The following is a 26,149-nucleotide window of genomic DNA, read 5'->3' as shown; positions in this document are numbered from 1 at the left end:
ATCAAAACCACAACGAAACGCTAGACCTTTTTTACCCTCGGCTACCTTTAAAGCCGCTGCCGTGTACAGAACATAAAAACCATCGAACTCACGCCGCATTTTGGGGAAACAACCATGGTCACGATGAAACGCATTCTGGGTGCCGCCGTGTGTGGGCTGACGCTGTTGGCCAGCGCCGTCCAGGCCGAGCAACGCGAACTGCGGGTGTACAACTGGGCGGATTACATTCTGCCGTCCGTGCCCAAGGATTTCGCTGCAAAAAGCGGTATCAAAGTGATCTGGGACACCTTCGACACCAACGAATCCCTGGAAGCCAAACTGCTCACCGGCAACTCCGGTTACGACCTCGTCGTGCCGTCGAACCAGTTCCTCGAAACGCAGATCAAGGCCGGCGTGTTCCAGAAACTCGACAAGTCGAAATTGCCAAACTGGAGCCACCAGGATCCGGAGCTGTTGAAACTGCTGGGCAAGAACGACCCCGGTAACCAGTACGGCGTGCCTTACATGGTCGGTACCGTGCTGATCGGCTTCAACCCGGCCAAGGTCAAAGCTGCACTGGGCGACAACGCGCCGGTGGACAGTTGGGATCTGGTGTTCAAACCGGAGAACATGGAAAAACTCAAATCCTGCGGCGTTGCGATGCTCGATTCGCCGACAGAAATTCTGCCGCTGGCCCTGCACTATCTGGGGCTCGACCCGAACAGCCAAAACCCTGCCGACTATGAAAAAGCCAAAGAGCTGATGCTCAAGGTTCGTCCGTACGTCACCTACTTCAACTCGGCCAAGTACATGACTGACATCGCCAATGGCGACATCTGCGTGGCCATCGGTTATTCGGGTAGCTTCTACCAGTTTGGCAACCGCGCCAAAGAGGCAAAAAACGGTGTCGTGGTCGACTGGCGCTTGCCGAAGGAAGGCGCGCCGATCTGGTTCGACACTTTCGCGATTCCGAAGAGCGCGAAGAACGTCGAAGAGGCCCACGAATTCCTCAACAACTTGCTCGATCCGAAAGTCATCGCGCCCATCAGTGACTTCCTCGGCTACCCGAATGCGAACAAGGATTCGATCCCGCTGATCAACAAAGAGATCACCGACAACCCGAACCTGACACCGACCCCGGAGGCGCTGAAAAACCTCTACGTCGTCCAGCCATTGCCGCAGAAACTCGAACGCGTACGCACCCGCGTCTGGACCAGCATCAAGTCCGATAAATAGTCTCCGTCCAGACGAAATTCCCCTGTAGGAGCTACCGCAGGCTGCGATCTTTTGATCTTGTTTTTAAAAATCAAAGTCAAAAGATCGCAGCCTGCGGCAGCTCCTACAGGGCTTCGGTTTGGTTTTGTTTTCGGGTGATGACCAGACTCAGCAACACCGAACCAAAAATCACCCCGCCCACCACCAGCAGCGACCACTCCACCGGCATGTGAAACCATGGCATCAGCACCATTTTTCCGCCGATAAACACCAGCACAATTGCCAGCCCGTACTTGAGCAAATGAAAGCGGTCAGCCATGTCCGCCAGCAGGAAGTACAGCGCGCGCAAGCCCATGATCGCGAAGATGTTCGAGGTGAACACAATGAACGGGTCAGTCGTTACGGCGAAGATCGCCGGGATGCTGTCGACCGCGAACATCAAATCACTGGCCTCGATCAATACCAGCACCAGAAACATCGGCGTCGCCCAGCGCACACCGTTTTGCAGAACGAAAAACCGTTCGCCATGAAAGCCACTGGTGATGCGCATATGACCACGCACCCAGCGCAGCAGCGGATTCTTGTCGAGATCCGGTTGCTGGTCAGCAAATACCAGCATCTTGATCCCGGTGATGATCAGGAACACGCCGAACGCGTACAGCAGCCATTCGAACTGCGATACCAGCCACACGCCGGCGAAAATCATCACCGCGCGCATCACAATCGCCCCGAGCACGCCGTACAGCAGCACGCGGCGTTGCAACTCCGGCGGCACCGCGAAGTAGGTGAAAATCATCACGAAGATGAACATGTTGTCGATCGACAGCGATTGCTCGATCAGATAACCGGTGAGAAATTCCAGGGTCTTCTGCCGGGCGATATCAGCGCCGAATTCGCCGTGCAAATACCACCACAACAGCGCGGCGAAACTCAGTGCCAACAAGCACCAGGCAATCACCCAGGACAACGCTTCGCGCACTGAGACGCGGTGCGCCTTGCGCCCACCGAACACAAAGAGATCCAATGCGAGCATCGCCAGCACGAAGACGACGAAGGCGCCCCACATCCACGGTTCGCCGATATTGATATTGGTTGAAGGCATGGCACGCTCCCTGTCTTTTATTCGATTAGCGTCAGACGTGGCCATGCTAGCGACGAGTTTGCGCGAAAGAAAAATCGTTTATTTCTGCGGTAGAGTTCGATAAAAACGAAGTGTCGGGCCAACAAGGCAGTCCGACTCATCCTCGAATTTCGGGTCGCACCTTTGGTGTTACCCCTACAGGGCGGCACTTTCAGCCATGCAAACCGACATCCTCGAACCGCAAGCCGTGTGCAGCCCGATCACCCGCAGCGCGATTTTTATCGTCGCGACACTCAATGAAGGCGCCGACGCCGCCGCAACCGTGAAAGGCTGGTGCGGCGACGTCGCCGGGCTGGTGCGCTCGGTCGGCAAGCGTGTGCCGTCAGGCAATCTGACCTGCATCTGCGGCTTTTCCTCGAACGCCTGGGATCGTTTATTCGGCGGCCCGCGACCGGCGTCCCTGCACGCGTTCCGCGAATTTGGCGGGGAAGGGCGACACGCGCCGTCAACTCCCGGCGATCTGCTGCTGCACATTCGCGCCGATCAGATGGATCTGTGTTTTGAACTGGCGACGCAAATCATGGCCGTGCTGGGCGATGCCGTCACCGTGGTCGACGAGGTGCAGGGTTTCCGTTATTTCGACATGCGCAGCATCATCGGTTTTGTCGACGGCACGGAAAACCCGGTCGGGCGCAAAGCGGTGAATTTCACCATCGTCGGTGATGAAGATCCGGACTTCAGTGGCGGCAGCTACGTGCTGGTGCAGAAATACCTGCACAACATGACGGCGTGGAATTCGCTGAGCGTTGAGGCGCAGGAGCAAGTGATCGGCCGCAAGAAACTCTCCGACATCGAACTGGACGACTCGGTCAAACCTTCCAATTCACACAGTGCACTGACGACGATCACCACCGCCGCGGGCGAGGAGGTGAAGATCCTGCGCGACAACATGCCGTTTGGCCGACCGGGAGCGGGGGAGTTTGGTACGTTCTTTATTGGCTATGCGCGTTCGCCTGAACCGATGGAGCAGATGCTGGAGAACATGTTTGTCGGCAAACCAGTGGGTAACTATGACAAGTTGCTGGATTTCAGCACTGCAGTTACCGGGAGCCTGTATTTCGTGCCGTCGGCTGATTTGCTGGAAGAGTTGGCGGATCGCTGATCAACGAAAGAACTCCCCCGGTGTTTCCCCGAACTGTGAGCGAAACGCCGCAATAAATGCTGACGTCGAATCATAACCACAGGCCAGCGCCACATCGGTGACGCGCTCGCCTTTCTCCAGCGGCGTCAGTGCCCCGAGCAGGCGCAGGCGTTGGCGCCAGGCGCGGAAGGTCAGGCCGGTGTCGCGCAAGAACAGGCGGGTGAGTGTCTTTTCGGTGATGCCAAATTTTTCGCTCCAGTGACTCAGCGTGGTCTGCTGCTCCGGGTGTTGCTCCAGGCTTTGGTAGATTTGTTTTAAGCGCGCGTCCTGCGGCAGCGGTAGCATCAGATCGATCTGCGGCGCATCGGCCAGTTGATCGAGGATCACCTGCGCCATGCGCCCGTGCGGGCCGCTCTGGTCGTATTCCACCGGCACCTGACTGAACGCGCGGATCAGTTCGCGAAGCAAATCACTGACGCCGAGCACATGACAATGCTCAACCGCCCAGCCCGCCACACTGCAATCGATGTAGAGGCTGCGCATTTCGGTGTGCGGCGAGCTGAATACCCGATGCGGCACACCGGCCGGAATCCACACCGCGCGCTCCGGTGGCGCGACAAAGCGGCCGGCGCTGGTCTGCACTTCGAGCACACCTTGAATCGCGTACGACAACTGCACCCACGGGTGACTATGGCGCCGGGTCAGTGCGCGATTGGGCAGTGATTCCGTGCGTCCATACAGCGGACGCGGCAGGCTGGGCAGCCCGGGAATGCTGCGGCGGATGCTTTTGTCATGTCCTTTAGGCGGCATCTCAAGGCTCTTCGGCGTTAGTCGGTAATTTGCAGTCACGTTAGAGTCGTCGGCACGCACTGGCAACCCCCGGATAAAAACACCATGACTCGCCCAAGATTTTTGCCCGATAACTTCACCCTGACGCTGATCGGTGTTGTGCTGCTCGCCAGTTTTCTGCCGGCCAGCGGCCAGGTCGCGGTCGGTTTTGGCTGGCTGACCAACATCGCCATTGCGCTGCTGTTTTTCCTGCATGGCGCCAAGCTCTCTCGCGAATCAATCATCGCCGGCGCCGGTCATTGGCGTTTGCATCTGTTGGTGTTCGGCCTGACCTTCGCGCTGTTCCCGCTATTGGGTCTGGCGCTGAAACCGCTGCTCTCACCGCTGATCGGCGACAAGCTGTACATGGGCATGTTGTACCTCTGCGCCTTGCCGGCCACGGTGCAGTCGGCGATTGCCTTCACCTCGCTGGCGCGGGGCAATATTCCGGCGGCGATTTGCAGCGCGGCGGCATCGAGCCTCTTCGGCATTTTCCTCACACCATTGCTGGTGACGCTGTTGCTCAACGTCCACGGTGACGGCGGCTCGACGCTGGATGCGATCCTCAAGATCAGCGTGCAATTGCTCCTGCCGTTTATTGCCGGTCAGATTGCCCGCCGCTGGATCGGCGCGTGGGTCGGCCGCAACAAGAGCTGGTTGAAATTCGTTGATCAGGGCTCGATTCTGCTGGTGGTGTACGGCGCGTTCAGCGAGGCGGTCAATGAAGGCATCTGGCATCAGATTCCGCTGATCGAGTTGCTGGGACTGGTGGTGGTTTGCTGCATTTTGCTGGCGCTGGTGCTGGTGGCTTCGACGCTGTTGGGCAAGGCGTTTGGCTTCAATCAGGAGGACCGCATCACCATCCTGTTCTGCGGCTCGAAAAAGAGCCTGGCCACCGGGGTGCCAATGGCGCAAGTGTTGTTTGCCGGCAGCACGATTGGCGTGTTGATTCTGCCGCTGATGCTGTTCCATCAGATTCAGTTGATGGTCTGTGCGGTGTTGGCGCAGCGTTATGCAAAACGACCGGAGTCGGTGCCGGAGTTGATGGCACAGGTGGATCCGTGAGCTGACACCTCACGCCCGAACGCACGAATCCTTGTAGGCGCCGAGCTTGCTCGCGAAAGCGGTGTGTCTGCCATGATGATTTTGAATGTACCGACGCCTTCGCGAGCAAGCTCGGCTCCTACAGGGTTTTGCGTCGTATACAAAATCCCTGGCACACCACAAATCATTGTAGGAGCTGAGCTTGCTCGCGAAAGCGGTGTGTCTGTCACGATGGTTTTGAATGTGCCAACGCCTTCGCGAGCAAGCTCGGCTCCTACAGGATTGTTGTGTTACTGGGGGCTGTTGAACTGGTCGGAGTAGCTGCCAGTCATCAATGCCGACGCAACGCGATCAGAACCCACGCCAACGCGAGAATAGGCGAGACGGTTGGCGTTTAAGCGATCTGCGCCGTCGGATGCCACGGCACCCGCGCCGACATGATCAGAGCCGTCAGCAGCCACAGCACCCGCGCCGACATGATCAGAGCCGTCAGCAGCCACAGCACCCGCGCCGACATGATCAGAGCCGTCAGCAGCCACAGCACCCGCGCCGACATGATCAGAGCCGTCAGCAGCCACAGCACCCGCGCCGACGTGATCTGCGCCGTCAGCAGCCACCGCATTCGCGCCGACATGATCAGAGCCGTCAGCAGCCACAGCACCCGCGCCGACATGATCAGAGCCGTCAGCAGCCACAGCACCCGCGCCGACATGATCAGAACCGTCCGCAGCAACCGCACCCGCCCCAACATGATCCGACCCATCCGCCGCCACCGCTTGCGGCTGTCCGGCCCAGACTCCGGGCGCGACCATCGTTGCCGCTACTGCGAATATAACGCCTGACAAAAGCTTGTGATTCATGATCTTCTCCACGACCCGTCAGCCACAACGCAGTTGAGCAATGCCTGCCATTCGATCACAGGCGTCCGGCTCACTGGCTTGGGTCTAGCTAATTGGCGATTGGCACGGGCGCACCATCGAGATGCACGGGTGTCGACGATTTGAACGGCTCCGCAAAGGCAACTGAACCAGTATAGATGGGCATTTGCCCGCCATTGGCCGGAAGGACGAAGGGTGAGGGGATAGTCGTTTCGCTTCCTTGCAGCCACGCGCAAAAAAGAAATCCGTCTAAAAACACTGAACCGGTTTGCGCAGGCTTTGCTAGGCTAAAACAGGTAGGCGAAGACGCAGACTGATGCGCAATCGGATAGCAAGGAGACGTGGGGCGCGTTCCGAAGGGTACACGGTTAGAAAGATCTCCGCGCTGAGATCCAGCCCTTATGCCGTGTGAAGCAGCTGAGACCGTTACTTTCACCCTTGGTCCAGTACTGTGAGACTCCCGATAAACCTTGTAAGCCAGAGACCAGCACTGGCCGCCTACTCAAACACCAAAGCCCGCCCCGTGCGGGCTTTGTCTTTCTCTATAAACTCCCACGTACCTTGTGGCGAGGGGATTCATCCCCGTTGGGCTGCAAAGCAGCCCCCCAGGCCTCCAGACTACATCCCAGCCAAAGCCTGCAACAAATCCCCCCGCAAATCCTCAACATCCTCAACCCCCACCGACAGCCGCACCAACCCGTCACCAATCCCGAGTCTGGCCCGCGTCTCAGCCGGAATCGTCGCATGCGTCATGATCGCCGGATGCTCGATCAAACTCTCCACGCCGCCCAGACTTTCCGCCAACGCAAAGATCTTCACGTTCTCCAAAAACCGCCGCGCACCGGCCAGATCACTGTTCAGATCAACCGAAATCATCCCGCCAAAACCACGCATCTGCCGCTTGGCCAACTCATGCTGCGGATGCGACGGCAGCCCCGGATAGTAGACACGTTTAACCTGCGGCTGCTGCTCCAGCCACTGCGCCAGCTCCAGCGCATTGCTGCAATGACGCTCCATGCGCAGCGCCAATGTCTTCACTCCGCGCAAGGTCAGAAACGCATCGAACGGCCCGGCAATCGCCCCCACAGCGTTTTGCAGAAAACCCAGTTTCTCCGCCAGTTCAGCGTTTTGCCCAACCACGGCAATCCCACCAATCACATCGGAGTGGCCGTTCAAATACTTGGTGGTCGAGTGCAGCACGATGTCGAAACCCAACTCCAGCGGCCGCTGGATATAGGGGCTGGCGAAGGTGTTGTCGGCCACGCAAATGATCCCGCGTGCGCGGCAGATACGCGCAATCGCGGCCAGATCCGACAGGCTCAGCAGCGGGTTGGTCGGCGTCTCGACCATGACCATCCGCGTGTCGTCCTGCAATGACGCTTCGAACGCCGACAGATCCGCCAGATCAACGAAGCTGAAACGATGCCCGGCGCTGCGCTGACGCACCTTGTCGAATAGACGGAACGTTCCACCGTACAGATCGTTGCCGGAGACAATGTGCGAACCGGCATCGAGTAATTCCAGCACCGTCGAAATCGTCGCCAATCCTGAAGCAAACGCAAACGCCCGCGTGCCACCTTCAAGATCCGCCACGCAACGCTCCAGCGCAAACCGCGTCGGGTTGTGCGAGCGGCCGTAATCGAAACCTTTGTGCACGCCGGGGCTGTCTTGCAGGTAGGTGGAGTTGGCGTAGATCGGCGGCATCAGCGCGCCGGTGCTCGGATCCGGTTCCTGCCCGGCGTGGATCACCCGGGTCGCGAAGCCTTGGGATTTATCGTCGTGCTGACTCATGCGAGGGATCTCCGTAATTGGTTGAGCATGTCGACGCGGGTGATCAGGCCATGGAAGCCCGAAGCGTCAGCGATGATGGCGACGAGGCCACGGCTGAGCACGCTTTCCAGCTCGGCCAGATCGGCGTTCGGCGCGAGGGTTTGCAGCTTGTCGGTCATGGCGCTGGTCACCGGTTTGCGGAAGTGCGCGGCGTCTTCATGGACGCCGAGCAGGATGTCCGACTCATCGATCACACCGACCAATTGCTTGCCGTCGATCAACACCGGCAACTGCGAAACGTCGGCCAGTCGCATGCGCTGGAACGCGGTCAGCAGGGTGTCGTCGGGGCCGACGCTGATCACCCGGCCATCTTCAAAACGACGGGCAACCAGGTCGCGCAAGTCGCCATAACCTTTGCGTTTGAGCAGGCCCTGATCGGTCATCCATTGATCGTTGTAAACCTTCGACAGATAGCGCGTGCCGGTGTCGCAGACGAAACTGACTACGCGCTTCGGCTCAGTCTGTTCGCGGCAATAACGCAGCGCGGCGGCGAGGAGGGTGCCGGTGGAGGAGCCGCCGAGAATGCCCTCGGCCTTGAGTAATTGACGGGCATGATCGAAGCTTTCTTCGTCGCTGATCGAGTAGGCGTGGCGCACGCTGGAGAGGTCGGTGATCGACGGAATGAAGTCTTCGCCGATGCCTTCCACCGCCCATGAACCGGGCGTCGGCAGGCTGCCGTCGCGGCTGTATTGCGCCATGACCGAGCCGACCGGATCGGCCAATACCATTTCCAGATCCGGTTGCACGCGTTTGAAGAATCGGGTCAAACCGGTCAGCGTGCCGGCCGAGCCAACGCCGACCACAATCGCGTCCAGATCATGTTCGGTCTGCGCCCAGATCTCCGGCGCGGTGCTGCATTCGTGGGCCAGCGGGTTGGCGGGGTTGTTGAACTGGTCGGCGAAAAACGCGCCGGGAATGTCTTTCGCCAAGCGTGCGGCGACGTCCTGGTAATACTCGGGATGACCCTTGCCGACATCGGAGCGGGTGATGTGCACCTCGGCGCCCATGGCTTTCAAATGCAGGACTTTCTCAGTGGACATTTTGTCCGGCACCACCAAAACCACCCGATAGCCTTTGGCGCGTCCCACCAGTGCCAGGCCCAGACCGGTGTTTCCGGCCGTCGCTTCGACGATGGTGCCACCCAGTTGCAGACGGCCATCGCGTTCGGCGGCGTCGATCATCGCCAGGCCGATACGATCCTTGATCGAGCCGCCGGGGTTTTGCGATTCGAGTTTGAGAAACAGCGTGCAGGGCCCGGTATCAAAGCGGGTCACTTGCACCAGCGGAGTGTTGCCAATCAGCCCAAGTACGGCAGGGCGGGATTCCTTTGACATGTCTTCACCTCGGTGTTGGTGATTGATCGCGTTCCATTCGCGCAGAAGATGCTCGCAAGCAACATAGGCCCGGTTGGCACCTCTCGCAACCCCGATCCCCGTAGGAACTGCGGAACGCTGCGATCTTTTGATGTTGGTTTTTGAAGGGCGAGATCAAAAGATCGCAGCGTTCCGCAACTCCTACAGGGGAGCAAGGGATCATGAGGATTTCTTGTGATGATCAGGATTATATTGAGTTTGATTCACTTGCGACCGATGCCGACAATGCCCGCCATCAACAAGACATTGGAGTTGTTTGTTATGGCACTGGCCCATTCCCTTGGATTTCCGCGCATCGGTCGCGACCGCGAACTGAAAAAAGCGCAAGAGGCGTTCTGGAAAGGAGAACTGAACGAAGCGGGCCTGCGTGACGTCGGGCGTGAACTGCGCAAAGCCCATTGGGATCTGCAGAAAAACGCCGGTATCGAGCTGTTGCCGGTCGGCGATTTCGCCTGGTACGACCAGGTGCTAACGCACTCGCTGATGTTCGGTGTGATCCCGGAGCGCTTCCGTCCGCACGACGGCAAAGCCAGTCTGCACACCCTGTTCGGCATGGCGCGTGGCGTCAGCGACAGTTGCTGCGGCGGTGCCCACGCCCAGGAAATGACCAAGTGGTTCGACACCAACTACCACTATCTCGTCCCGGAATTCAGCGCGGATCAACAGTTCCAGTTGGGTTGGGAACAGTTGTTCGAAGAAGTCGAAGAAGCCCGCGCGCTGGGGCACAACGTCAAACCGGTGATCATCGGCCCGCTGACCTATCTGTGGCTGGGCAAGGCCAAAGGCGCTGAGTTCGACAAGCTCGATTTGCTCGATCGTTTGTTGCCGCTGTACGGGCAGATCTTCTCGCGCCTCGCTGCTCTGGGTGTGGAGTGGGTGCAGATTGACGAGCCGATTCTGGTGCTCGATCTACCTCAGGAATGGAAGAACGCATTCGAGCGCGCCTACAACCAGATCCAGCGCGATCCACTGAAGAAACTGTTGGCCACGTACTTTGGTGGCCTGGAAGAAAACCTTGGTCTGGCGGCGAATCTGCCGGTCGACGGTTTGCACATTGATCTGGTGCGTGCGCCGGAACAGTACCCGACGATTCTTGATCGTCTGCCGGCGTATAAAGTGTTGTCGCTGGGTGTAGTCAACGGCCGTAACGTCTGGCGCTGCGATCTGGAAAATGCCCTCGCGACTTTGCAGCATGCGCATGAGCGTTTGGGTGATCGCTTGTGGGTGGCGCCGTCCTGCTCGCTGTTGCACAGCCCGGTGGATCTGGGCCGTGAAGACAAGCTGGATGCCGAACTGAAAAGCTGGCTCGCCTTCTCCGTGCAGAAGTGCGAGGAAGTGGCTGTTCTGGCTCAGGCGGTTAATGAACCGGAAGCGCCGCGCGTGCTGCGGGCATTGACCCAGAGCCGTTCGGTGCAGGCTGCGCGTGCTGCATCGCCACGCATTCACAAACCGGCGGTTCAGGCGCGTGTGGCGGCGATCACTGCCCAGGACAGTCAGCGTCAATCGTTGTTTGCCCAGCGTATCGCCAAGCAGCGTGCCGGGCTAGATCTGCCGCTGTTTCCGACCACGACAATTGGTTCGTTCCCGCAAACCGCATCGATTCGTCTGGCTCGCCAGTCGTTCAAGCAAGGCAAGCTCAGCGAAGCCGAATACACCGAGGCGATGCACAGCGAAATCCGTCACGCGGTGGAGATTCAGGAGCGTTTGGGCCTTGATGTGTTGGTGCACGGTGAAGCCGAGCGTAACGACATGGTCGAGTACTTTGCCGAGCAACTCGATGGCTACGTGTTCACCCGCTTTGGCTGGGTGCAGAGTTATGGTTCGCGTTGTGTGAAACCGGCGGTGATTTTTGGTGATCTGAGCCGTCCGAAAGCCATGACCGTTGAATGGATTCGCTACGCCCAGGGCCTGACCCGCAAGGTCATGAAAGGCATGCTGACTGGCCCGGTGACCATGCTGATGTGGTCGTTCCCGCGTGAGGATGTCACCCGTGAAGTGCAGGCGCGGCAACTGGCGCTGGCGATCCGTGATGAAGTGGTGGATCTGGAAGCCGCCGGCATCAAGATCGTGCAGATCGACGAAGCGGCGTTCCGTGAAGGTCTGCCGTTGCGTCAGGCGCAGTGGCAGCATTATCTGGATTGGGCGACTGAAGTATTCCGTTTGTGCGCCTCGGGTGTGCGCGATGAAACGCAGATCCACACGCACATGTGCTACAGCGAATTCAACGATGTGATCGAGTCCATCGCGGCGATGGATGCCGACGTGATCACCATCGAAACTTCGCGCTCGGACATGGAATTGTTGGAGGCTTTCGAAGCTTTCGCCTACCCGAACGAAATCGGCCCGGGCGTCTACGACATCCACTCGCCACGGGTGCCGGATGCGTCGGAAATGGCCAATCTGTTGCGTAAAGCGGCCAAGCGTATCCCGGCGGAGCGCTTGTGGGTCAACCCCGACTGCGGCCTGAAAACCCGTGGCTGGCTAGAGACCGAAGCGGCGCTGGTGCACATGGTCACCGCTGCCCGGCAACTGCGCAAAGAATTGGCCTGACGCACAAAGAGCAAAACCTGTAGGAGCCGAGCTTGCTCGCGAAGGCGTCAGCACATTCAGCATCAGCTTTGAATGTACCGGCCTCTTCGCGGGCAAGCCCGGCTCCTACAAGGATTGGTGTTGATCACGGAACCGCGGATTAGCACAAATCCTTGTGGGAGTGAGCCTGCTCGCGAAGGTTGTTTTTCAGGTGGTGGGGTTCTTTCTGACTGCGTAAATATCCATTCCTGGGGTAACGGCGGCTTAGGGTTCCGCCCTTACGGCGGGTCACCTTTTCCAAACGCCGAAAAGGTAACCCAAAAGGCTTGCCCCAGCGTTCGGCCCGCTCGCTGGGGCTCGGGGTTCCTTCGCTCCGGGATCCATCCGGGCGCATCGCCTCCGGTTTGCTTCGCTGCACCTCCTCTCGATGCATTTGGCTGCGCCAAACGGTCGCTGCGCTCCCACTCCCGGATATATCCCTCCACTCAGCCTGCCGATGGGGCCTGTGAATCAAGATCAAAAGCAGGCGAGCTGACACTCGGCCTAATGGCGAACACCGCCACGGTAGGAGTGAGCCTGCTCGCGATAGCGATTTGTCAGGCACTGGTTTTGAGGCTGGATGTACACAAAACCTGTAGGAGCCGAGCTTGCTCGCGAAGGCGTCAGCACATTCAACATCAGCTTTGAATGTAAAGGCCTCTTCGCGAGCAAGCTCGGCTCCTACAAGGGGTCAGTGCTTGCTCATCAGGCCGTGCAGGACGCCGAGGCGCAGGCCGGGTTCGGAGGGGGCCATTTGCGAGATGCCGAATACTTTGAACGCCGCGAGCATCAATACCAATCCGCCGGGCAGGATGCTTTGGCGGTGCGGTTGCAGGCCGGCGAGGTGCAGCTGTTGCACATTGCTCACTTTCAGCAGAAGCAGGGCCAGGCGCAACAAGCCGGCGTAGGTGATGCCGTCCTTACCGAAGTCATTGAGGTGATTGGCCTTGAGCACTTTGGCCAGCATGCGCGCGGTACCCGACGAGCCGATGGTCTGCTGCCAACCCTGACTCCGATAACGCCGGGCAACCCGTTCAAATTGCAGGATGGCGAAACGTTCGGCTTCTTGCAGGGCACCAGCAGAAATTTCGCCGCCGCGAAAGAACCGCGTACTCAGCGTGCCGCTGCCAATCGCGATGCTTTCAGTCAGCAACGCTTGCGAGCCCTGGCCGAGAATCAGCTCGGTGGAACCGCCGCCTATATCCACCACCAGACGCATGTCTTCAGCACCCGGCAGGGCATGCGCCACACCGGCGTAGACCAGTCGCGCTTCTTCTTGTCCGGAAATCACATCAATGGGAAACCCCAGATGCCGCTCGGCACTGGCCAGAAACAACTGCGCATTGTCCGCCTCACGAACCGCACTGGTGGCCACTGCGCGAACCCGACCGGCCTCGAAACCGCGCAATTTCTTGCCGAATCGCGCCAACGCCTGCCAGCCTCGATCCAGTGCCAACGCATCCAGCGCGCCGCCGTCAAAACCTTCGGCGAGGCGCACCGGTTCGCGCAGGGTTTTCACTTCCTGAATCAGCAAGCCTTTGCGACTGCGCAGCGACTGGCCGATCATCAAACGAAAGGCATTCGAACCCAGGTCGATGGCGGCAAACAGCGGGGCGTCTGGTTTCATGGGAATCCTTGCTGAATATCCGCCGGAAGGCTCAAGACGGTTTGCGAGGATTCTGCCGTTGCGTTGATGACATCCTGATGACGGGGCAGGGGCGGTTCAGTGAATTTGTCGCTGTCATGACACTGTCATTATTCAGCGTCTATGCTGGGGTCAATACATCGCGTGTTCTTGAAGTTTCTGCTGCCAGTTTTGGCAGCTTTTTTTTGCCTGCGATTTGAGCGAGGCCACCGATCGTTCCCATGCTCCGCGTGGGAATGCCTCTAGGGACGCTCTGCGTCCAGTGACGCGGAGCGTCACGGGCTGCATTCCCACGCAGAGCGTGGGAACGATCAGCAGGTCAGGGGCGTGTATTAGCAGGCTTGTGGGGTTTCACCTCGGGCCAGGCGCGCGTTGATGTCCTCAATGACCTCAGGCAAATCGGCAATCGTGTCGATCAAGTAATGCGGACGCGAAGGCGCGAACATCTTGCCGATGCGCTCATGTTCTTCCGCGAGACGATCCGACGGCAACGCTTTGAACTGTTCGTAGGTCAATCCCAGTGCATTCCCCGAGCAGGTCAACGCCACCGTCCACATCCCCGCGCTACGCCCTTCGAGAATCCCCGGCCAGGTGTCATCAACCTTGACGCACGCGGCCACGTCATCGATGCCCAAGGCAATCACGTTGGCCAACGACTGCGCCGGATACGGCCGGCCATTGGGCACTTCATCGGTGGCGACGACATGGTCAGCGACATAACCATTCTCTCGCGCCAGCTCGACAACCTTGGCCATTACCACCGCCGGATACCCGGAGCACGAACCAATCTTCAAACCCTTGTCGCGCAACGCCGCAATCGCTTCGAGCGCACCGGGAATCACCGCCGAATGCAGGGCGATTTTCTCGATCTGCAACGGCATGAAACGCTCGTAGATCGCCGTCACATCTTCGTCACTCGGCAAACGATCGAACGCGGCGCGATAGCGCTCGGCGATCTGCGGCAGGTTGCACAACGTGCGGATGTGATCCCACTTGCCCATGCCCATCGGGCCGCGCGCTTCTTCCAGCGATACCGCGACGCCGAACTCGGCAAAGGCCTCGACAAAAATCTGCGTCGGCGCGAACGAGCCGAAATCGACAACGGTGCCGGCCCAGTCAAGGATCGCGGCTTGCAGGTGAGTCGGGTTTTTGTACTGCATGGTCAAATCTCCGTTTTCGGGTAAGCGTGGGCCGTCCCTCGGCAATGAGGTAGGCGGTTTCAAGGGTCAATGCTGATCAGGTCAGCGGTGGATTCGAATCAAACAATTCGGCAATCACCGGTCGGTTCCTGCGGATGCCGAGGCAGCACAGGTGGTATTCGATGAAAAACGGGTGATCGACAAAGGTGATCGGCGTGGTGCCCGGGGTTTCGGCGTACTCGACGGCCGAGACGAAACCGATGCCGATGCCTTTGACGATCGCGTGCACGATGGCTTCGCGGCTGTTCAGTTGCATGACGCGGTTGAGGTCGATGTCGAGGCGCTTGCAGCTTTCTTCGACCAGTTGCCGGGTGCGCGCACTTTGCTCGCGCATCACCCATTTCTCGCGGCTGATTTCGCTGATGTGAACCTGCGACTGGCTGGCCCACGGATGGTCATCGCGTACCACGGCAATAATCGGATAGCGGTGATACAACCGGGTGTGGAAGCGCTCATCGAATTCCGACAACGCCAGAATCGCCACGTCGATATCGAAGTTGAACAGCCGCGCGAGGGTTTCCTTTTCCGAGGAAAACGAGGTTTCCAGTTCGATGTCCGGGTGCCGCTGCATCAGCTCGTAGGTCAGATTCATGGCAATCGGCGGCGACACCGCGCCGAGCCGCAGCATGCCGTTCTTGCGTTGCTTGAAACTCTGCAGCAGTTGCACCGCTTCGTCCTCCTGGCCGAATAGACCTTGAGTGATTGCGTAGAGCTTGTGCCCGGCGGAACTCATCTCGATGTAGCGCCCGCGCCGATGGAACAGCTCGACCGAGAAGGTTTTCTCCAGCGCGTTGACCTGCTCGCTGACGGTCGGCTGACCGACGCTGAGGTACTCTGCCGCGAGGGTGAAGCTGCCGGTTTTCGCCACCGCATGAAACGAACGCAACCACTTGTGATACTGGTACATGCAAGCCCCATCAGCGTCGAATGAACAATGCCACGGCCGCGCTGCACAGGCAGGCGCTGGTGACCACTATGAAGATGAGAGACGTGTTTGCCGTGGTGTCAAGCAAACGACCGATCAAAGGCTCGGCGAGGCCGGCAAACAGATAGGACGAAAAGTTCATGATCCCGGTTGCGGTGCCGGCGCGTTTGGCACCAACCAGATCCGGACACAGTGCCCAGAAACTCGACGCCGGGCCGTAGACGAAGAAGCCGCAAAGGAACAACGCGACCAGGCCGATCACGCTGTGCGGCGGCAGGCTCCACATCCACAGACTCGTCGCGGCGCCAAGGAACATGTAGAGCATGATCGCCAGATAGCGCTTGGAACCGAACAGCTTGTCCGAGACCCAGCCATTGCTCAACGCGCCAACCGCCATGCCGACGGGGAGGGCGACGGTGATCCACTTCGGATCGATCATGCCGTCACCGCTTTTCCAGTCGGCGCCGAGAAAGTGCACCGGCACCCAGACGATCAAGCCGTAGCGCGCCGCGTTCTGAAAGCCCAGTGACAGCGCGGCGATCAGCAGGCGCGGATTCTTCAACACGGCTTTATAGCGTTGCGCCGAGGTCTCGACTTCGCCATGCGCGGCTTCCTGATGTTTGTCGTCAGCGTTGGCCACGCCGGTATCGCCTACCGGTTCGAAGCCCAGATCCTGCGGGCGTTCGCGGGCAACCAGATAGAAAATGATCCCGCCGGCGAGCATCAGCAGTACCGGTAAACGGAAGATCCAGCGCCACTCCAGTTGTAGCACTTCGAGCACGACGATGGAGGTGACGTACGACAGAATCGACGCGCAACCGGCGGCGAAGGTGTAGAAGCCATAGACCTTGCCGCGTTCGCCGGCCGCCCACCAATTGGCAATCAGCCGCCCGCCCGGCGCCCAGCCCAAGGCCTGAAAGTATCCGTTGACGCCCCACGGCAGGATCAGACTGGTGAAACCGCCGGCAAAACTGGTCACCCAGTTTGCCGCGCAAGACAACACCGCACCGAGAGTCATGATGCGCCGGCCACCGAATTTATCGGCGAGGTTGCCGTTGATCGCCTGACCAATGGCGTAGGCCCAGAGCATCGCCGCAGAAGCCCAGCCGAGAGTTTCTTTGCTCAAACCGAACTCGGCCTGAATCCCCGGAATGGCAAAACCGAAGGTCTGCCGTCCGGTGTAGAAAAACAGGTAACAGAACATCGCCGCCAGCAGCATGCGCCACTGCGCGACCCGGAACGAGGCAGAACGTACGGCGAGACCAGGCATTGTTTCGGCACGATTCATGATCTTTTCCTTATTGTTGTGGGTTCCCGCCGTTTGTCGTCGGCGGGTGCACTCTTTTTCGGTGCGGCAGGAAATCACCACGGCTATGAGCCGCAGGCGGTGCTTGGGTGGATCGGGTGGCGTCGGGCGTCAGGCAGCTTGCGAACCGATGAAGTTCTTGCCGCGCGCGCCCTGCATCGCGAGGTGGATGATGTCTTCGGCGTCCTTGGCCGAGACGCCGTAATCGGCGAACTCGGTCTTCACCCCGAGGCTGTGGAGGAACTCGCGCAATTGCTGTTGCGCGGTGAGCAGATCCTCGCCGAATACCCGTTGCAGGATGCGGTCACGCGTCGCGTCGTGACCCCAGGCCAGACCGAGCACCAGCGGCAGGGTGAAGGAGCAGGCGATGCCGTGGGGCAAGCCGTGGCGCAGGGTCATCTCGTAGGAAATCGAATGCGCCAGTGCGGTTTTGGTGTTGGAAAACGCCAGCCCGGCCTTGAGCGCGGCGAGTGCCATGCGTGTGCGCAACTCTTGGTTCGACAGATCTTTTTGCAGACGCGGCAGGCATTCGAGAATGTCTTCAATCGCAGAAATGGCGAAAGTGTCGGAAACCGGGTTGGCGTTAACGTTCCAGATCGCTTCCAGCGCGTGGGACAACGCATCGAGCCCGGTGGACACGGTGACGCTGGCCGGCACGGTGAGCATCAGTTGCGGATCGATGATCGCCACGCGCGGCCAGGTGCAGTCGAGGTGCAACGAATATTTTTTCTGGCTGGCGCTGTCCCAGATCGTCGCCCACGGCGTGACTTCGCTACCGGTGCCGGCGGTGGTCGGCGCGGCGATCAGCTGTTTGCAACGCGCGGGAGTGAACGCCTTGCCGGTCGCCAGCAGGGTCAACAACTCATCGAAATGCCCGGACTCGGTGCCGACGATCAACGCTTTGGCGGTATCGATGGCGCTGCCACCACCGACCGCGAGCACCACATCGCAATCACCGGCCTGCTGCCAGAACTGCTCATAAGTGCTGCGCAGATGGGCGACGTCAGGATTGGGCTGAACGTCTTCGAACACGTAGACCAGACGCTCACCGAGCAACGCTTGCAGGCGATCGACCAGCCCCAGCCCACGGGCCTCAGGGAAGGTGACGAGGGCCACGGTCTGCTGGTCGGTAATGGCAGCGAGGTCTTGCAGGCTGCCCCAGCCGAAACGGGTATCAACTGGGTTCTGGAAGCGGGCAGTCATGGTGGATCCTTATTATTGTTGTCGTGTGGCGCCATACTCAGCGCCCGTCGACAACGGCTCAAATCGATAATTCGCAGGTTTGAATCGGCTCAGCCGATAGCGGTTCGATGTCAGTGCGCCGAACCGCTCTGGATCGCCGCGCGCAGGCGACTGGAGAGGGTGTCGGCGACGATCACCATGAAGGTGATGACGATGATGCAAGTCGCGGTTTCCGGGTATTTGAACAACTTCAGGCTGCTTACCAGTTCGAACCCCAGGCCGCCGGCGCCGACCATGCCCAGCACCGTGGCCGAGCGCAGATTGACTTCGAAGCGGTACAAAATCACCGCAATCCACGCCGTGATCACCTGCGGCAGAACGCCAAACACGATCACTTGCAACGGTCGCGCACCGGTGGCTTGCAGCGCTTCAATCGGGCCTTGATCGATCTCTTCGATGCTCTCGGCGAAGAACTTGCCGAGCATGCCCAGACCGTGCAGCGCCAGCGCCAAGACGCCGGGGAACGGGCCGAGGCCGACCGCCGAGACGAAGATCAGCGCGAGGATCAGTTCGTTGATGCTGCGGGTGAAATTCAGCGCCTGACGGGTGATGTGAAACACCCAGCGATTGCGGCTCAGATTGCGCGCGGCGAGAAACGACAGCGGAATCGCCAGCATCACGCCGAGCAGGGTTCCCCAAATGGCGATCTGCAAAGTCTCCACCGCTGGCGCGACCAGACGCGGCAGGATGCTCAGATCCGGCGGAAAGGTGCGCGAGAGAAAGTCACCAATCTGCGGCAATCCCGCTGCCAGTTCACCGAGGCTGAGTTGCGCACCTTGCGCGCTCCAGTTCAGCGTCCACAGCACGATCAGGACGATGCCGGCGGTGGTCAGCCAACCGCGTGTGCCACGGGGCCGTTCGCCGACCCACTGATAGTTTGACGATTGCATGCTCAGGCCCTCGAGGCGGTGCGGTAGGACAGGGTGGGCGCCGGGACGTCAACGGAGTGTTCTGCCGATTGCCCCGGATAGATTCGCGCCAGATCGGCGTCGGTCATGCTCGACGCTTTGCCATCGAACACCAGACTGCCGTGAGCGAGGCCGACCACGCGGTCGCCGAACTCGCGGGCATATTCGACTTGATGAAGATTGCACAGCACGGTGATGCCCAGTTCGCGGGTGGCATCGCGCAAGTACTGCAACACTAGCCGTGCTGTTTTCGGGTCGAGGCTGGCGATCGGTTCATCGGCCAGAATCACCTGCGGCCGTTGCGCCAAGGCGCGGGCAATACCGACGCGTTGCTTCTGCCCGCCAGACAATGAATCGGTGCGCTCACCGGCCTTGTGCGCCAGTTCGACGCGTTCCAGGCATTGCATCGCCAGCGCCACATCGTCACGGCGAAACAGTTGCAGAATCGAGGCGAGGGTGCCGACGGAACCGAGGCGCCCAGTCAGCACATTCTTCAATACGCTGAGGCGCGGCACGACGTTGTGGTGCTGAAAAATCATCGCCACTTCACGGCGCAAAACGCTGGTGTCGGGGCAGGCGAGGGCATCAATGCCCGCCACGTTCAGCGTGCCGCTGTCGGCCTGTGCCAGGCGATTGATGCAACGCAGCAAGGTCGATTTGCCGGCGCCGGACTGACCGAGCACCACGACGAATTCGCCCGCAGCGACGTCAAGGTCGATGCCGCGCAACACCGGGTTGCTGCCGTAGTGTTTGCTCAGTTGGCGGATGCTGATCATTTCATGCTCCGCAAATCGAGATCGAGCACCTTGGCGGTTTCGCGCACCACGTCATAGGACGCGTCGGTGGTGGGCTGGAAGCCATTGAGCACACCCTGGTCACCCCACGGCACGTCCTTGATCGAGGCCAGTGCGTCGGCGACTTTCTTCTTCAACTCCGGGTCAAGCGCCTTGCGCCAGACCATCGGCGATTCGGGAATCGGCTTGGAACTCCAGACGATTTCGAAGTCATCCTGCTTGACCACACCTTTGGCCACGGCGCTGGCAAAGATGCGGTCAGCCACGGCGGCGGCGTCGACTTTCTTGTTCTCCACCGCGAGGATGCTGGCGTCGTGGGAGCCAGAGAAAATCACGCGTTTGAACAAAGTGTCCGGCACAAACCCGGCCTGCTCCAGTCCTGCTTTCGGGAACAAATGACCGGACGCCGAGCTTGGGTCGACGAACGCGAATGTATGGCCCTTGAGGTCGGCCAGCGAATGAATGCCGCTGTCCTTGCGCGCCAGAATCACGCTTTTGTAAGCGCTCTGGCCGGTCTTCTTGGTCACCGCCACGGAGAACGCTTCGACGTCCGCCACCGAGGTCGCCAGCACGTAGGAGAACGGGCCGAGGTAGGCGACGTCGAGTTTGCCCGAGCGCAGCGCTTCGATGATGCCGTTGTAATCGGTGGCCACGAACGGCACCACCGGCATGCCGATTTTGGCTTGCAGATCGTCGAGCACTTGTTTGCTCGATTCGATCATCGCCTGGGAGTCTTCCGAAGGGATCAGGCCAATGGTCAGTTTGTCCTTGGCCCAGACCTGGCTGGCACTCAGGGCAAGTACGGCAAGGCTGGCGGCACGCAGAAACTGGTTAATTGTTTTCATGGCATTCCACGGTGTGGTTGGGAGTTGCCACAGGCTAGGTCTGTCACGTGACAGTCATTCAATCAATTCAATATGCGAAACCGCAGCTAACTATTGATGGAGTCTATGGATGTCGAGCGCCAAATTGCGGGCCTTTCTCGCCGTCGCCCGCCACGGCAGTTTCAGTGCCGGGGCGCGGGCGTCGGGGCTCAGTCAACCGACACTGACCACGCAGGTGCAAAGTCTGGAGCGACAGCACAACGTCGAACTGTTTCATCGGCGTGGGCGGCGGATTGAATTGTCGGATGTCGGGCGGCAACTGCTGCCGATCGCGCAACGGCTGGCCTTGCTGGAACTGGAAGCGCACAACCTGCTGCGCGACTCCGGGCGGCTCGACAGCGGCCAGCTCAAGGTCGGTGCGGTGGGGCCGTTTCATGTGATCGAAATGGTCGACAGTTACCTGCAACAGCATCCGAATATCGACGTGTCGATCCGCGTGGGTAACTCGGCGCAAGTGTTGTCGGATCTGGAAAATTACGTCACCGACATCGCTGTGCTGGCCGGGCGTCAGGATAATCCGGCGTTGTGTTCAGTGCGTTATGCGCGGCACGCGATCATCTTGTTCGCGCACCATGAGCATCCGCTGGCCAATCGCGGCAGCGTGCGCCTGGAAGAACTGGAAGGGCAACGGCTGCTGCAACGTGAGCCCGGTTCGACCACGCGGCTGGTGCTGGAGCAGGCGCTGAATGCGGCGCAGGTAAAACCGCGCATCGCCATGGAAATCGGCAGTCGTGAGGCGTTGCGTGAAGCGGTGGTGCGCGGGCTGGGATTGGGTGTGGTGTCGGAAGCGGAGTTTATTGCCGACCCAAAAATCCGCACGATCAGAATCGAGGGCGAAGAGCTGTTCACCGAGACGTATCTTTATTGCTTGGCAGAACGGCGTTCCAGCCGGCTCATTTCGTCGTTTTTCGATGCGGCGCTTGGCTGAGGGTTTGCAATCTTCGGCGAGGCTTGGCTAATATACGAACCATATACACATCGTATCGGATTCATATATGGGCATCGTAAAGATTTCAGAGGACATGCACGAGAACCTGCGGATCTCCAGCAACGCCCTCAGCCGCTCGATCAACGCGCAAGCCGAGCACTGGATGCGCATCGGCATGCTCGCCGAACTGCACCCCAACCTCGACCACAGCGCCATTTGCCGCTTGCTGATCCGCGCCGAACAGAACGGCGGGCTGGATCTGCAACAACTGACTCAGGAAGCCGTCAGCGCATGAGAAACCAGATCAAGATCAACACCCCGGCCGACATCGCTCAATCCCGCGCTGCCGGCAAACTCGCCGCTGAAGTGCTGGCAATGCTGGTGCCGCACGTCAAGGCCGGCGTGACCACCGATGAACTGGATCGGCTGTGCAACGACTACATCGTCAACGTGCAGAAAGCGGTGCCGGCCAACGTCGGCTATCACGGCTTTCCGAAAACCGTCTGCGCCTCGGTTAATGACGTGGTGTGCCACGGCATTCCATCGGGGACGCCGTTGAAGGATGGCGACATCGTCAACCTCGACATCGCGGTGATCAAGGACGGCTGGTTCGGTGATACCAGCCGCATGTACGTGGTAGGCGAGGCGACGCCTGAGGCGCAGCACTTGATCAAGACCACTTACGAAGCGATGTGCGCGGGTATTCGCGTGGTGAAACCGGGCGCGACGTTGGGCGACATCGGCCACGCGATCCAGAGCCTGGCGGAGAAGGAAGGCTTCAGCGTCGTGCGCGAGTATTGCGGGCACGGGATCGGCAAGGTCTATCACGACGAGCCGCAGATTCTGCATTACGGCTTTCCCAATCAGGGCATGAAGCTTAAGGCCGGGATGATTTTTACCGTGGAGCCGATGCTCAATGCCGGCAAGCGTCATGTGAAAAACATGCCCGATGGCTGGACGGTGCTGACCAAGGATGGATCTTTGTCGGCGCAGTGGGAGCATATGGTGGCGGTTACCGAAACCGGCTTCGAAATCCTCACCGCCTGGCCGGATCAGATCGAAGGCTACTCACCAATCACCTGAACACCACAAAACCCCCACAGTTGGAATGCATTCCTGTAGGAGCTGTCGAGTGAAACGAGGCTGCGATCTTTTGATCTTGTTTTTTCACAGCAAGATCAAAAGATCGCAGCCTTCGGCAGCTCCTACAGATTATGTGGTGTGTGCAGGGATCTCATCCCTCAACTGTTGTTATTGTTTAAACCGCAGCCTGCCAGACCACGACATAAGTTTCGCCAGCCTCGATGTTTTCATCACCGTTGCTCAGGAACGCAACCTGACCCGGCTGCGCGCCTTCAGCCTCTATTTCTATTGACGATGGGAGCCACACCATGAGTGCTATCACCTCGGCTGTACTCGCCGACCTCGCCCCTGACGGGGTGCTGCATGCCGCGATCAACTTCGGCAACCCGGTGCTGGCGCAGCGCAGGGCGGACGGTGCGCCGCAGGGTGTTTCGGTGGCTTTGGCGATAGCGCTGGCTGCCGAATTGGGTGTCGAGCTGGAGATGCGTACGTTTGATGCGGCGGGCAAGGTTTTCGCGGCGCTGGAGGAGGGCGTGTGGAACCTGGCGTTTCTCGCCATCGAGCCGGTGCGCGAGGCTCAGATTGCGTTCAGCGCGCCTTACGTGATTATTGAGGGGACTTATCTGGTCGAGGCGCAGGCCCCGTATCGCAACGTCGAGGATCTCGATCAGCCAGGATTGCGATTGGCCGTTGGCAAAGGCGCAGCCTACGACCTGTTCCTCAGTCGCACGCTGCAGCACGCACAATTGGAGCGTGCCGAAACCTCGGCGGGTGCCGTTGACCTGTTTATCGAGCAACACCTGGATGCCGCCGCCGGTGTCCGTCAGCCCTTGCAGGAAGTCGCGGATGCCGACGCGCGGTACCGCGTGCTGGACGGTGCATTCACGGCGATTCGCCAGGCCATGGCCGTGCCCCGTGGGCGCAGGGCCGGCGCGGCGTATGTGCGGGCGTTCGTTGAGCGCAAGAAGGCTGAAGGGTTTGTTGCTGCAGCGCTGGCCGAGAGTGGGCAGGGCGATGTGACGGTGGCGCCTTGAGACCAAAAAAAGGGCCACCGCAGCCCGACGCTTGGGTGGCCCTGAGGGGGACATTCTTGAAATGACGGCAGACCCTGTGGGAGCGAGCCTGCTCGCGAAGAGGCCGTGTCAGTCAACCTTAACGTTGAATGACACACCGCATTCGCGAGCAGGCTCGCTCCCACATTTGGAATGCATTCCTGTAGGAGCTGTCGAGTGAAACGAGGCTGCGATCTTTTGATCTTGTTTTTAACGGCAAGATCAAAAGATCGCAGCCTTCGGCAGCTCCTACAGGGGATTTCAGTGGGAGCCGGCGGCTTTGTTGAGGTCGCTTTCGCTCCATTCGGTGTAGACGCAGGCATCGGCGGTGGCCCAGCGTACTTGCACCGGATCACCGGCCTTAAGCGGCATGCCCGCGGCTGACAATGCTTTCACCGTCATTGAGGTTCCGCCGGAGGTGACCACGCTGCACGTCTGGCTTTCGCCGAGAAACAGCACTTCTACGACCTTCGCTGAAACCTCGTTCCAACCCGATGGCAACGGTTCGCTGATCGCTTGCGCCACGCTCAACGCCTGCGCTTTTTCCGGCCGCACCATCAGCAACACATCCTGATCGGTGTGCAACCCAGCGGTCAGGCGAATCGATAATGACTGCCCTTCAAAAGAAGCCGCCGCATTGCCCTGCGCCTTGAGCTTGAGGAAGTTCGAGTTACCGAGGAACGACGCGACAAACGCATTCGGCGGATTCTGATACAGGTCATAACCACTGCCCAATCCAACAATCTTGCCGTGACTGAAAATCGCGATGCGTTGCGACAAGCGCATGGCTTCTTCCTGATCGTGGGTCACGTAAACGATGGTGATGCCCAGACGGCGATGCAATTGGCGCAGTTCGTCCTGCAAGTCTTCGCGCAGCTTTTTATCCAACGCGCCGAGCGGTTCGTCCATTAGCAGGATGCGTGGTTCGTAAACCAGCGCCCGGGCGATGGCGACACGTTGTTGCTGACCGCCAGACAGTTGCGAAGGGCGGCGATGGGCGAATTGCTCAAGCTGCACCAGTTTCAGCATCGCATCGACACGCTTTTCACGTTCGGCGGCCGCTAGTTTGCGAATCGCCAGAGGAAACGCAATGTTGTCGCGCACCGACAGGTGCGGGAACAGCGAATAGCGTTGAAACACCATGCCGATGTCACGCTTGTGCGGCGGCACATTGACCAACGATTCACCGTTGACAAGGATCTCGCCGCTGCTCGGCGTTTCAAACCCGGCGAGCATCGACAGCGTGGTGCTTTTGCCCGAGCCGCTGGAACCGAGAAAAGTGAGGAATTCACCGTCCTTGATGTCCAGCGAGATGTTGTCGACGGCGGCAAAGTCGCCGTAGTGTTTGTTCAGGTTGCGCAGGCTGACCAGGGGTTTGTCGTTCTGCTGGGAAGCGTCTTTGATCACGGCACTCATGTCGTACTCCTGGGCGCTCAGGCGCTGATTTCGTTACGCCGGCGCAATGCGGCGGCGATCACCATGACCAAAACAGACAAGCCGATCAGCAGCGTCGAAGCGACGGCGATCACTGGCGTCAGGTCCTGGCGCAAGGTGGTCCACATTTTCACGGGAAGGGTTTGCAGGGTCGGGCTGGCCATCATCACGCTGAGCACCACTTCGTCCCACGAAACGAGGAAGGCGAAGAGGGCGCCGGCAACCATGCCCGGGCGGATCGCCGGGAACGTCACCTTGAACACCGCTTGCAGGCGTGACGCGCCGCAGATCACCGCCGCGTCTTCAATCGACTGGTCGAACAGTTTCAGCGAGTTGATGATCGAGATGATGGTGAACGGCAGCGCGACGATCACATGGCTGACCACGAAGGCGAACATGGTTCCGGTGTAACCGAGCTTGAGGAACAGCGCGTACACCGCCACGGCGATGATCACCAGCGGCACGATCATCGGCAGGGTGAACAGACCGTAGAGCATTTCCCGGCCGGGAAAACGTCCGCGCACCAGTGCAAACGCAGTTGGCAAACCGAGGGCCACAGCGCAGATCGTTGTCAGCACAGCGACCTTGAGACTGGCGGCTGCGGCGTTCATCCAGTCAGGATTGGAGAAGAACTGGCCGTACCATTTCAGCGTCCAGCCCGGTGGTGGAAACACCAGCCACTGCGAGGAGCCGAACGACAGCAGCACGATGAACACGATCGGCAACAGCAGGAACAAACCGATCAGCCCGGTGGTGGCGTAGAGGCCGAAGCGCATGCGCCGGCTCATCGCATTGGGGGTCAGGAGCATGTC

General features: G+C 59.6%; 24 protein-coding genes. 9 read left to right on the top strand and 15 right to left on the bottom strand.

The genetic code is table 11. From position 1 onward, the window contains the following. The first annotated feature begins 114 nt into the window (after window positions 1-114). Complete coding sequence (locus ACP3TY_RS14040) at window positions 115-1,215, top strand: polyamine ABC transporter substrate-binding protein (protein ID WP_053121234.1); 1,101 nt, start codon at window positions 115-117, stop codon at window positions 1,213-1,215. Window positions 1,216-1,318: 103 nt separating this feature from the next. On the opposite strand, the gene ACP3TY_RS14035 is transcribed toward ACP3TY_RS14040, so the two are convergent. After that, the gene (locus ACP3TY_RS14035) at window positions 1,319-2,296 is read right to left on the bottom strand and encodes a TerC family protein (protein WP_400644595.1); all 978 of its coding nucleotides are present in this window, start codon (window positions 2,294-2,296) and stop codon (window positions 1,319-1,321) included. 196 nt (window positions 2,297-2,492) lie between these two features. Here ACP3TY_RS14035 and ACP3TY_RS14030 point away from each other — a divergent pair, with 196 nt between their 5' ends. Beyond that, window positions 2,493-3,437, top strand: a complete 945-nt coding sequence (locus tag ACP3TY_RS14030) for a Dyp-type peroxidase (protein ID WP_426620361.1) — start codon at window positions 2,493-2,495, stop codon at window positions 3,435-3,437. On the opposite strand, the gene ACP3TY_RS14025 is transcribed toward ACP3TY_RS14030, so the two are convergent. Continuing rightward, window positions 3,438-4,226 (bottom strand): AraC family transcriptional regulator, encoded by a 789-nt coding sequence (locus ACP3TY_RS14025; protein WP_426620359.1) that lies wholly within the window; start codon window positions 4,224-4,226, stop codon window positions 3,438-3,440. Between the two features lie 84 nt (window positions 4,227-4,310). Between ACP3TY_RS14025 and ACP3TY_RS14020 the strand changes: the two genes are divergently transcribed. Then, window positions 4,311-5,309, top strand: coding sequence for a bile acid:sodium symporter family protein (locus ACP3TY_RS14020; protein ID WP_426620358.1), 999 nt, complete (start codon window positions 4,311-4,313; stop codon window positions 5,307-5,309). Window positions 5,310-5,682: 373 nt separating this feature from the next. Here ACP3TY_RS14020 and ACP3TY_RS14015 read toward each other — a convergent pair whose 3' ends face one another. From ACP3TY_RS14015 to ACP3TY_RS14005, 3 genes are all read right to left on the bottom strand, one after another. Continuing rightward, a complete protein-coding gene (locus ACP3TY_RS14015) occupies window positions 5,683-6,021 on the bottom strand; it encodes a hypothetical protein (protein WP_426620357.1) in 339 nt (112 codons plus the stop codon). A gap of 763 nt (window positions 6,022-6,784) precedes the next feature. After that, window positions 6,785-7,957, bottom strand: a complete 1,173-nt coding sequence (locus ACP3TY_RS14010) for a cystathionine gamma-synthase (protein ID WP_426620356.1) — start codon at window positions 7,955-7,957, stop codon at window positions 6,785-6,787. Further along, complete coding sequence (locus ACP3TY_RS14005) at window positions 7,954-9,330, bottom strand: pyridoxal-phosphate dependent enzyme (protein WP_426620355.1); 1,377 nt, start codon at window positions 9,328-9,330, stop codon at window positions 7,954-7,956. Before ACP3TY_RS14005 ends, ACP3TY_RS14010 begins: the two co-directional genes overlap by 4 nt. A gap of 300 nt (window positions 9,331-9,630) precedes the next feature. Here ACP3TY_RS14005 and metE point away from each other — a divergent pair, with 300 nt between their 5' ends. Beyond that, on the top strand, window positions 9,631-11,919 hold the full coding sequence (gene metE / locus ACP3TY_RS14000; protein ID WP_426620486.1) for a 5-methyltetrahydropteroyltriglutamate--homocysteine S-methyltransferase: 2,289 nt from the start codon (window positions 9,631-9,633) through the stop codon (window positions 11,917-11,919). A 709-nt stretch (window positions 11,920-12,628) separates the two neighbouring features. Here the strand turns inward: metE and ACP3TY_RS13995 are convergent. The 8 genes from ACP3TY_RS13995 to phnD form a co-directional block, all read right to left on the bottom strand. Continuing rightward, entirely contained in the window at window positions 12,629-13,564 is a 936-nt protein-coding gene (locus tag ACP3TY_RS13995; protein WP_053121217.1) for a Ppx/GppA family phosphatase, read from the bottom strand. Between the two features lie 350 nt (window positions 13,565-13,914). Beyond that, the gene (gene phnX / locus ACP3TY_RS13990; protein ID WP_426620353.1) at window positions 13,915-14,742 is read right to left on the bottom strand and encodes a phosphonoacetaldehyde hydrolase; all 828 of its coding nucleotides are present in this window, start codon (window positions 14,740-14,742) and stop codon (window positions 13,915-13,917) included. A gap of 76 nt (window positions 14,743-14,818) precedes the next feature. Continuing rightward, complete coding sequence (locus ACP3TY_RS13985) at window positions 14,819-15,688, bottom strand: LysR substrate-binding domain-containing protein (protein ID WP_053121214.1); 870 nt, start codon at window positions 15,686-15,688, stop codon at window positions 14,819-14,821. A 10-nt stretch (window positions 15,689-15,698) separates the two neighbouring features. Further along, window positions 15,699-16,994, bottom strand: coding sequence for an MFS transporter (locus ACP3TY_RS13980; protein ID WP_064392989.1), 1,296 nt, complete (start codon window positions 16,992-16,994; stop codon window positions 15,699-15,701). A gap of 129 nt (window positions 16,995-17,123) precedes the next feature. Beyond that, window positions 17,124-18,215, bottom strand: a complete 1,092-nt coding sequence (gene psrA, locus ACP3TY_RS13975) for an iron-containing alcohol dehydrogenase PsrA (RefSeq protein ID WP_159814583.1) — start codon at window positions 18,213-18,215, stop codon at window positions 17,124-17,126. Between the two features lie 110 nt (window positions 18,216-18,325). Next, window positions 18,326-19,144 carry a phosphonate ABC transporter, permease protein PhnE gene (phnE, locus tag ACP3TY_RS13970; protein WP_426620352.1) on the bottom strand — a complete coding sequence of 273 codons (819 nt, stop codon included), beginning with the start codon at window positions 19,142-19,144 and terminating at the stop codon, window positions 18,326-18,328. A 2-nt stretch (window positions 19,145-19,146) separates the two neighbouring features. Continuing rightward, a complete protein-coding gene (gene phnC / locus ACP3TY_RS13965; RefSeq protein WP_426620351.1) occupies window positions 19,147-19,938 on the bottom strand; it encodes a phosphonate ABC transporter ATP-binding protein in 792 nt (263 codons plus the stop codon). Beyond that, complete coding sequence (gene phnD, locus ACP3TY_RS13960) at window positions 19,935-20,801, bottom strand: phosphonate ABC transporter substrate-binding protein (RefSeq protein WP_282357968.1); 867 nt, start codon at window positions 20,799-20,801, stop codon at window positions 19,935-19,937. Before phnD ends, phnC begins: the two co-directional genes overlap by 4 nt. A gap of 109 nt (window positions 20,802-20,910) precedes the next feature. Here phnD and ACP3TY_RS13955 point away from each other — a divergent pair, with 109 nt between their 5' ends. From ACP3TY_RS13955 to ACP3TY_RS13935, 5 genes are all read left to right on the top strand, one after another. Then, the gene (locus ACP3TY_RS13955; protein ID WP_426620350.1) at window positions 20,911-21,768 is read left to right on the top strand and encodes a LysR substrate-binding domain-containing protein; all 858 of its coding nucleotides are present in this window, start codon (window positions 20,911-20,913) and stop codon (window positions 21,766-21,768) included. Window positions 21,769-21,835: 67 nt separating this feature from the next. Further along, a complete protein-coding gene (locus tag ACP3TY_RS13950) occupies window positions 21,836-22,063 on the top strand; it encodes a ParD-like family protein (RefSeq protein ID WP_007918027.1) in 228 nt (75 codons plus the stop codon). Continuing rightward, window positions 22,060-22,851 (top strand): type I methionyl aminopeptidase, encoded by a 792-nt coding sequence (gene map, locus ACP3TY_RS13945; protein WP_400644559.1) that lies wholly within the window; start codon window positions 22,060-22,062, stop codon window positions 22,849-22,851. Before ACP3TY_RS13950 ends, map begins: the two co-directional genes overlap by 4 nt. A gap of 49 nt (window positions 22,852-22,900) precedes the next feature. Next, on the top strand, window positions 22,901-23,143 hold the full coding sequence (locus ACP3TY_RS13940) for a hypothetical protein (protein WP_426620347.1): 243 nt from the start codon (window positions 22,901-22,903) through the stop codon (window positions 23,141-23,143). Between the two features lie 16 nt (window positions 23,144-23,159). Then, window positions 23,160-23,885: a transporter substrate-binding domain-containing protein gene (locus ACP3TY_RS13935; protein ID WP_426620345.1), complete on the top strand. Its 726-nt coding sequence runs from the start codon at window positions 23,160-23,162 to the stop codon at window positions 23,883-23,885. A 279-nt stretch (window positions 23,886-24,164) separates the two neighbouring features. Here ACP3TY_RS13935 and ACP3TY_RS13930 read toward each other — a convergent pair whose 3' ends face one another. Next, window positions 24,165-25,319 (bottom strand): ABC transporter ATP-binding protein, encoded by a 1,155-nt coding sequence (locus tag ACP3TY_RS13930; protein ID WP_212549325.1) that lies wholly within the window; start codon window positions 25,317-25,319, stop codon window positions 24,165-24,167. A gap of 17 nt (window positions 25,320-25,336) precedes the next feature. Then, on the bottom strand, window positions 25,337-26,146 hold the full coding sequence (locus tag ACP3TY_RS13925) for an ABC transporter permease (protein WP_007918021.1): 810 nt from the start codon (window positions 26,144-26,146) through the stop codon (window positions 25,337-25,339). Window positions 26,147-26,149: the final 3 nt, after the last annotated feature.

The organism is Pseudomonas rustica (genome assembly GCF_049959085.1).
Taxonomy (GTDB): domain Bacteria; phylum Pseudomonadota; class Gammaproteobacteria; order Pseudomonadales; family Pseudomonadaceae; genus Aquipseudomonas; species Aquipseudomonas rustica.
This window is presented reverse-complemented; position numbering and strand designations above follow the sequence as displayed.

Excerpts from the sequence above, each read along its gene's own strand:
- phnX (WP_426620353.1), bottom strand. The coding sequence starts at position 14,742 with ATGCAGTACAAAAACCCGACTCACCTGCAAGCCGCGATCCTTGACTGG.
- ACP3TY_RS14035 (WP_400644595.1), bottom strand. The coding sequence starts at position 2,296 with ATGCCTTCAACCAATATCAATATCGGCGAACCGTGGATGTGGGGCGCC.
- ACP3TY_RS13955 (WP_426620350.1), top strand. The coding sequence starts at position 20,911 with ATGTCGAGCGCCAAATTGCGGGCCTTTCTCGCCGTCGCCCGCCACGGC.
- ACP3TY_RS13980 (WP_064392989.1), bottom strand. The coding sequence starts at position 16,994 with ATGAATCGTGCCGAAACAATGCCTGGTCTCGCCGTACGTTCTGCCTCG.
- ACP3TY_RS14005 (WP_426620355.1), bottom strand. The coding sequence starts at position 9,330 with ATGTCAAAGGAATCCCGCCCTGCCGTACTTGGGCTGATTGGCAACACT.
- ACP3TY_RS13930 (WP_212549325.1), bottom strand. The coding sequence starts at position 25,319 with ATGAGTGCCGTGATCAAAGACGCTTCCCAGCAGAACGACAAACCCCTG.
- ACP3TY_RS13925 (WP_007918021.1), bottom strand. The coding sequence starts at position 26,146 with ATGCTCCTGACCCCCAATGCGATGAGCCGGCGCATGCGCTTCGGCCTC.
- ACP3TY_RS14030 (WP_426620361.1), top strand. The coding sequence starts at position 2,493 with ATGCAAACCGACATCCTCGAACCGCAAGCCGTGTGCAGCCCGATCACC.
- ACP3TY_RS14010 (WP_426620356.1), bottom strand. The coding sequence starts at position 7,957 with ATGAGTCAGCACGACGATAAATCCCAAGGCTTCGCGACCCGGGTGATC.
- phnD (WP_282357968.1), bottom strand. The coding sequence starts at position 20,801 with ATGAAAACAATTAACCAGTTTCTGCGTGCCGCCAGCCTTGCCGTACTT.
- metE (WP_426620486.1), top strand. The coding sequence starts at position 9,631 with ATGGCACTGGCCCATTCCCTTGGATTTCCGCGCATCGGTCGCGACCGC.
- ACP3TY_RS13985 (WP_053121214.1), bottom strand. The coding sequence starts at position 15,688 with ATGTACCAGTATCACAAGTGGTTGCGTTCGTTTCATGCGGTGGCGAAA.
- ACP3TY_RS14020 (WP_426620358.1), top strand. The coding sequence starts at position 4,311 with ATGACTCGCCCAAGATTTTTGCCCGATAACTTCACCCTGACGCTGATC.
- ACP3TY_RS13950 (WP_007918027.1), top strand. The coding sequence starts at position 21,836 with ATGGGCATCGTAAAGATTTCAGAGGACATGCACGAGAACCTGCGGATC.
- ACP3TY_RS14040 (WP_053121234.1), top strand. The coding sequence starts at position 115 with ATGGTCACGATGAAACGCATTCTGGGTGCCGCCGTGTGTGGGCTGACG.
- phnC (WP_426620351.1), bottom strand. The coding sequence starts at position 19,938 with ATGATCAGCATCCGCCAACTGAGCAAACACTACGGCAGCAACCCGGTG.
- ACP3TY_RS14025 (WP_426620359.1), bottom strand. The coding sequence starts at position 4,226 with ATGCCGCCTAAAGGACATGACAAAAGCATCCGCCGCAGCATTCCCGGG.
- psrA (WP_159814583.1), bottom strand. The coding sequence starts at position 18,215 with ATGACTGCCCGCTTCCAGAACCCAGTTGATACCCGTTTCGGCTGGGGC.
- map (WP_400644559.1), top strand. The coding sequence starts at position 22,060 with ATGAGAAACCAGATCAAGATCAACACCCCGGCCGACATCGCTCAATCC.
- ACP3TY_RS13995 (WP_053121217.1), bottom strand. The coding sequence starts at position 13,564 with ATGAAACCAGACGCCCCGCTGTTTGCCGCCATCGACCTGGGTTCGAAT.
- ACP3TY_RS13935 (WP_426620345.1), top strand. The coding sequence starts at position 23,160 with ATGAGTGCTATCACCTCGGCTGTACTCGCCGACCTCGCCCCTGACGGG.
- phnE (WP_426620352.1), bottom strand. The coding sequence starts at position 19,144 with ATGCAATCGTCAAACTATCAGTGGGTCGGCGAACGGCCCCGTGGCACA.